At 61.9% G+C, this 6,000-nt stretch carries 4 protein-coding genes and 1 pseudogene; 1 reads left to right on the forward strand and 4 read right to left on the reverse strand.

Annotated elements, in window-relative coordinates; all coding sequences use genetic code 11:
* Positions 1 to 29 precede the first annotated feature (29 nt).
* The 4 genes and pseudogenes from AB4Z48_RS30150 to AB4Z48_RS30165 form a co-directional block, all read right to left on the reverse strand.
* Positions 30 to 839 (reverse strand): carboxymuconolactone decarboxylase family protein, encoded by an 810-nt coding sequence (locus AB4Z48_RS30150; protein ID WP_441620795.1) that lies wholly within the window; start codon positions 837 to 839, stop codon positions 30 to 32.
* Positions 817 to 1,317 (reverse strand): (R)-mandelonitrile lyase, encoded by a 501-nt coding sequence (locus AB4Z48_RS30155; protein ID WP_441620805.1) that lies wholly within the window; start codon positions 1,315 to 1,317, stop codon positions 817 to 819. The genes AB4Z48_RS30150 and AB4Z48_RS30155 overlap by 23 nt, the downstream gene beginning before the upstream one ends.
* Positions 1,318 to 1,383: 66 nt before the next feature.
* Positions 1,384 to 1,476, reverse strand: a pseudogene (locus AB4Z48_RS30160) ((R)-mandelonitrile lyase); the annotation flags it as partial.
* Positions 1,477 to 1,602: 126 nt separating this feature from the next.
* Positions 1,603 to 2,853 (reverse strand): MFS transporter, encoded by a 1,251-nt coding sequence (locus AB4Z48_RS30165; RefSeq protein ID WP_441620797.1) that lies wholly within the window; start codon positions 2,851 to 2,853, stop codon positions 1,603 to 1,605.
* A gap of 277 nt (positions 2,854 to 3,130) precedes the next feature.
* On the opposite strand from AB4Z48_RS30165, the gene AB4Z48_RS30170 reads away from it, so the two are divergent.
* Entirely contained in the window at positions 3,131 to 4,021 is an 891-nt protein-coding gene (locus AB4Z48_RS30170) for a LysR family transcriptional regulator (protein ID WP_441620807.1), read from the forward strand.
* The last annotated feature ends 1,979 nt before the right edge of the window (positions 4,022 to 6,000 follow it).

Genomic DNA, 6,000 nt, shown 5'->3' on the forward strand with positions numbered 1-6,000 from the left:
TCGCCGCCTTTTCCTTGTGGCTTTCCTGTTCACTTTGGCCCGGACGCAGAGTCCAGGTGCCGCGCCAACGCCTCGCGCGCGCGGCCGGCAGTCCCTGCATCCACGCGGTCGGCCAGGACCTGGGTGAGCTGGCGCAACTGGCCAGCCGTGAGCCCAACATTCATGCTGATGCGCATATGCGCCTGCAATTGTGACTCGGCCCCTGGCAGCGCCGACAACATGCCTACGGTGGCCAGTTCGCGGCTTTGCCAATCAAGGTTGTCGCGTTCGAAGATGTCTCCGAACAAGTGGGTCTTGAGATATTCGCCAATGGCAGGCGCGAAATCAAACAGCGCCCCCTTTACCGGCGCGCCCGACAATTTGGTCTGGTTGGCCGTCCCCGCCGCCAGCAACGCGTCGCCCTTGGGCACGGCGCGGCTGGGCACGGCGCCCGGCGCGTCTTGCATACCACGCTGCTTGCGGACCTCAATCACCTTCATCAGTTCGGCCAGCGCGTTGAGGCTGCGCGGAAAACCAGCGTAAGCGTAGAGCTGCACCAGAATCTCCTTGGCATCAGTTACCGTCAGCCCCACGTCCAATCCTTGATTCAAGGCCACGTTTAGCTTGGCGATATCACCCGCTGCGCCGAAGGCGGCGATAGGTGCAATGGCCTGCTGCCGCGCAGTGAGGGTATCAGACGGACTTGGTGCGGTGCTTTGTGTGTGGGTCATTTCTTGGGACTCCTGCGCGTTCGGGGCAGCGTGGCTCGGTGCCGTGGCCAGCCCCAAACTCAGGGCCACGGCGAGCACGCCGGCGTGGCGGCGTTTCATCTGGGGTTCAGCGAGCGTTGTACTGCTCATCGGTGACTTTCTCCATCCAGGTGACGTTCTTTCCATCGTCCGTGCCTGTGACGGCCAGGTGGGTCATCGCTGTGGTTGGCGCGGCGCCGTGCCAATGCTTGACACCGGGAGGACACCAGACCACGTCGCCGGGGCGGATCTCCTGCATGGGCTTGCCCCATTCCTGCGTGAATCCCACGCCCGTGACCACTACCAGGCGCTGCCCGGCAGGGTGGGTATGCCAGGCCGAGCGCGCGCCGGGCTCAAAGGTCACCAGGCCGCCGGAGGCATTGATATTCTTGTCGGCAGGCCAGACGGGGTCGATCCGAGCCTGGCCGCTAAAGTAGTTGGCAGGTCCTGCCGCCGAAGGCTGGCTGCCGACGCGTGCGATCTGCTGGGCGGTTGCGGCCGCTGGCGTGGCCGCCTGCAGATCAGCGGCGCAGGCAACCGCAGCCTGCATGGCGGCGACGCACGCGGCAATTCTCGGAAAGTAGGTCATAAGGCTCCGTTCTCGGTGGAATAGAAATTCAATCGACGCAACCCAGCCGTTTGCCACGCCGCGCGGCGGCCCTGAGAGATATTGCTCATCGGTGACGTGCTCCATCCACTCGACGTTCTTGCCATCGAGCGCCTCCTGGATCGCGAACTCGCCGCGAGCACCGTCGGTGTAGGCATACTAGCTAACGCGCGCCGTCGGCAAACGCGCTGCGCCCACCCTTACGGCCAGCGGTATCGCCGCCCGCTGCGTAGCATGGCACCAGCGCCCTCGCGTCGAGCCGGTCTCTCACGGAACCGTATTCAGCCTGGGCGCCACGGTCGCGAGACGCGTACCGTTGCCGACAACGAGGGCCGACAGGACGAGTAGGATCGCTCCGCCAATCAGCGGACCGGACACATTGAGGTGATCCAGCAAGCTGCCTCCAAATGCCCCGCCCATCATTATCGCGAGTTGAATTGCTGCCACCATCAGACCGCCGCCGCTTTCTGGCTCATCGCTGATTTCCTTTGCCAGCCAGGTAGACCAGCACACGGGTATTGCCGAATTCAAGGCACCCCAGCCGACCATCATGGTGGCGGCTCCCCAGAACAGGTGACCCAATTCCATTAGTCCAAGCGTCAGCATTGCCAGCGCGACAGGCAAACACCGCAACAGCCGATACAGATGATTCTTCTGCAGCAATGCCCCTGCCAGGTAAGTGCCGACGAATCCGGCCATGCCCAAGCCCAGGAGCAGCAATGACAGCGCATCCGAACCCAGGCCCATTTCCGCCTCCAGGAACGGTCGCATGTAGGTGAATGTGGAAAACGCGCCAGCAAAAGTCAGCATTACCGCGATCATGCCAACTGCTACATGGGGGCGCTTGAGGAGTCCAAAGAGCCTGCCAAGCGGGATCGGCGCCCGCGGCGGCATGGCGGGCAGGCTCTTCGCCTGCCAAACCAGATTTGCCAGCACCAGCGGCACGAGACCGGCAAAAACGGCGCGCCATCCCAGCATGCCGCCGACGTAGGCGCCAATTGGCGCAGCGAAGGCCGTCGCCACCGCATTACCCATATAGATCAGGCCGAGCGCTTTGGGGACCGTGTCTGCCGGAACCAGCCGAGTTACCGTGGCCGTGGACAAGGCCCAGAAGCCGCCGATCGCGACCCCCAACAGGGCGCGCGCTGTCATCAGCATCGGAAAGCTTGGTGCCACGGAGATCATTGCCAGTGACAGCAACATGAGGGTCGTCGTCCCCATCAACAGATAGCGCCGATCGAAGCGCCCCGAAACGGGTACGATCCCCAGACTGGCCACAACGGCGAACAGTCCGGACACCGAGATCGCCTGGCCCGCCATACCCTGGGTCGCATGCAAGTCATGCGCAATCGGCGTAAGGAGACTGACGGGCATGAACTCCGACGCAATCAGCATGGCCACGCAAAGCGCCATGGATCCTACCGCGCTTTGAATCTGGCGCTTGCCGGATGCCTGCGGCATGGTGGAAGTTGTCATTTTCTTGATCACAAAACCAAGACGAGCGTCGTCGCTCCACATGGAATGTGGCCGATGCGCCATCAAGGGATATTCTTATGGGAGTCGTATCCGCCTGCAATCGCCCGGATACCAGAGAAGACAGAGACGCGGCCTCGCCGCGCTCCGCAGCAGTGCTCATCATAGGAGCAAACGTGGCTTCCTGGGCTCGATAGATCCGCATGCCCCTATGAACGCGATTGATCAATCAAGCGTCGTTGTCTGCCGGTCAAGCCTGATGGGCCGAAGAAATCCGTTAAGATCAACGTTCGCAATCTTCAAGACCAATCTGCAACCAGTCATGGCGCGAGAAAACATTAGTGACATTCTGGTTTTTCTGGCAGTAGCAAGAGAGCGCAGCTTCACCCGGGCCGCCGCTAAGCTAGGAATGTCTCAGTCGGCGCTGAGCCACGCCGTTCGCGGACTCGAGACCCGGCTGGGCGTCCGGCTTCTGACCCGGACCACGAGGAGTGTTTCCCCCACCGAAGCAGGCGATCGTCTGATCGAGAACGTGGGACCCCGCCTGGCGGAAATCGAAGCCGAGATCCAGGCGGTGAGCGAGCTTAGCGATAAGCCGAGCGGCACTATCCGGATCACCGCCATCGACCACGTCATCGATACCGTTCTGTGGCCGCGCGTGGCGGAGATCTTGCCGAAGTACCCGGACTTGCGCGTGGAAATGAATTCCGAATACCGCATGCTGGACATCGTCGCGGAGCGCTTCGACATCGGCGTGCGCTTTGGCGACCAGGTCGCGAAGGATATGATTGCCGTCAGGCTGACGCCGGACGTACCCATGATGATCGTCGGCGCTCCGGCCTATTTTGACAAACGGCCGGTTCCATCCTCGCCACAGGACCTGCTGAAGCACAATTGCATCACGCTCCGGTTGGCCGGGGGAGGCATCTACGCATGGGAACTCCGCAATGGCGAGGACGAGATAGAAGCGCGAGTCAGCGGGCAAGTCACGTTCAATAGCGCATATCAAATGCTTCATGCAGCGCTGAGCGGCTGCGGTCTGGCTTTCGTTCCCGCGGATCTCGCAGGCCCGCACGTGCGTGAAGGCCGTTTGCTCAGTGTCATGGAGAACTGGTGTCCGGCATTCCCGGGGCTGCATGCCTACTATCCAAGCCGCAGGCAATCCTCGAGGGCCCTCACTTTGGTAATCGACGCCATCCGCTACCGGCATTAGGGACTCGAGGGCGGCCATGACCGTACAGTGCACTGTCGTAGCCTAAAGACAGGTGATCCTCGACGAGCGCAGCAGCGTTCCGTCCCAGGCTGGCTGGCAATCCGCAATCGGGCATGACGAATACTTGAAGGCCCCCCCCCCAGGTCCGGCGACAGCCGATATGCGCGAATCGCCGTTTCCGCGAACAGGCCGGCCTTCTCGATTTCCGAGTAATCCACTGCAAGCCGCTTGAACGAGTCGGCCGGATCGCGCAGACGTTTCAGCATGACCTGCGCCGCATCCTTTCCTCGTATCACCCCGGGGAGCCGTCGCGAGAGTATTGCGGTGACCGTACCGAAGAAGCGCTCGATAAACGGTCGATCATCGGGCAGGTACGCTGGACCGAAATCCGCCGCGCAGCCCAACGCCTCGCACACGACATCGAGGCTGATGGCAGCCAAATGCGCTCGAGCATTGTCTAGCCGGATCTGTCGCTGGCAGAACGGGCGGCCACGTCGATAACAGCCAGAAGCCAGGCACCCTCGATCTCATAGCTCCTGCAGGACGACCTTTCCGGCTTCTATCTCGTCGCAGTTGCTCGGCCAGGCTACGGTGTCGCTGCAGCGGTTGGGCGAATGCTCCTGCATTTCCCGCTCTGCTGTGGACTAGCACACTGGGTACCACGCTGCCGCCCCAACCATTCGGTGCACCGCGGCACAAGCCGGCTACCGCCACCCCGGCGACCGAGGCGTTCCGAGCCCCGCATGCGATTAGCATGCCGGTTTCGCATCTCGGGCTATCCATGCGTGTGGGCGCATCGCGCTATCGCGCCACCTGCTCAGCAAAGGTGAATGTCTGGCTCGACAGTCGTCCGAGTCCCCTGCCCATCCCCCTCGAGTGCCGCGATTACGAACGCTTGCGCTGCCGCGGCGGCAGATCCGCGCGGACGCGGGGGCTGGCATCGTGAATGTGGGTACCGAAGTGCAGGCGGAACGCATTCGTGCAGCGCTACAAGCGGACGGCGAAAACGTGGGTCGCAACCATGGACGTTGCGGTTCCGCACAGCTGAGAGCTGACAATCGTTCATGTCGGGCTCGCTCGACAGATCGCGGACAACGTCACGAGATGATGCGATTGATTCTGGGACGAGGCACAGCGAGGCCTCAAGCCCCAACGTGCCCTGTAGCCCCCGTCAGCCCGCATGCTGTGCTCGCTAGCAATCAGCTCGCGATCTTGGCAGCCAAGCAGCAACGAGGATCACCACCGCAGTAGTTGGGCCGGACCTGCATGGCGGCTATATTGCGCATCTCGGCCCCTACCGCGTACGAGGAGGCTCTAGTTACGAGAATAATTATCGGCATTAACTTCTTCTCGTCGGTTTCGACTGGTTGATAATGGTAGTCGGCAATATCTCTTGAAATTCAATGACTTGGGTGCTCTGCCGTCGCAAGGTGCCAAGTCGCCGATGACCCAGTTTAGCCCAGGGCTAGCCCAAAGGCGGCGAGCGAGGGCGGGCGCTTTACGCCCTCATCCTGAACAAACCGAATTTCCCCGCCGAGTTTGCATTGGCAGCCATTCGCCGACGGTTGCCGTAGGTTTGACTCGTATAGCGACGATCTTTCCGGCGGCGAGGCGCAATCGGTAATGGATGGGCTTTGAGGTGTAGAGGGTAACGGGCGAAGCCATGAGTTCTGCCTGCTCCCCCGGGCTGGAATCATAGGCCCATCCAACCCCGAACTCCGCGTTAGCTGCCGGCGAAATGCGGGCATGCTGGGGGGAAACATTGGGAGGCAACGCGTGCCTCTGCGCCCATCCTCATATCTCATGAGAGGCGCCGTTGGTCCCCGAGGTGAATATCGCGGTAGGAATGCCCATTGCTGGACACCCCCCGCACAGATCCCGGCGTGCCCAATTCAGGCACCGGGCTCCCACCTTGGGTGTTTGACGGCGAATCTGTCGCCTGGCCATGGATGAAGGATTCGAGGTTTCGGGAGCCAGTC

The organism is Cupriavidus sp. 2TAF22 (genome assembly GCF_052115045.1).
Lineage (GTDB): Bacteria > Pseudomonadota > Gammaproteobacteria > Burkholderiales > Burkholderiaceae > Cupriavidus.

What these genes read in the sequence shown, in the direction of transcription:
- AB4Z48_RS30165 (WP_441620797.1), bottom strand. Translation starts at nt 2,853, where the DNA reads ATGTGGAGCGACGACGCTCGTCTTGGTTTTGTGATCAAGAAAATGACA.
- AB4Z48_RS30150 (WP_441620795.1), bottom strand. Translation starts at nt 839, where the DNA reads ATGAGCAGTACAACGCTCGCTGAACCCCAGATGAAACGCCGCCACGCC.
- AB4Z48_RS30155 (WP_441620805.1), bottom strand. Translation starts at nt 1,317, where the DNA reads ATGACCTACTTTCCGAGAATTGCCGCGTGCGTCGCCGCCATGCAGGCT.
- AB4Z48_RS30170 (WP_441620807.1), top strand. Translation starts at nt 3,131, where the DNA reads ATGGCGCGAGAAAACATTAGTGACATTCTGGTTTTTCTGGCAGTAGCA.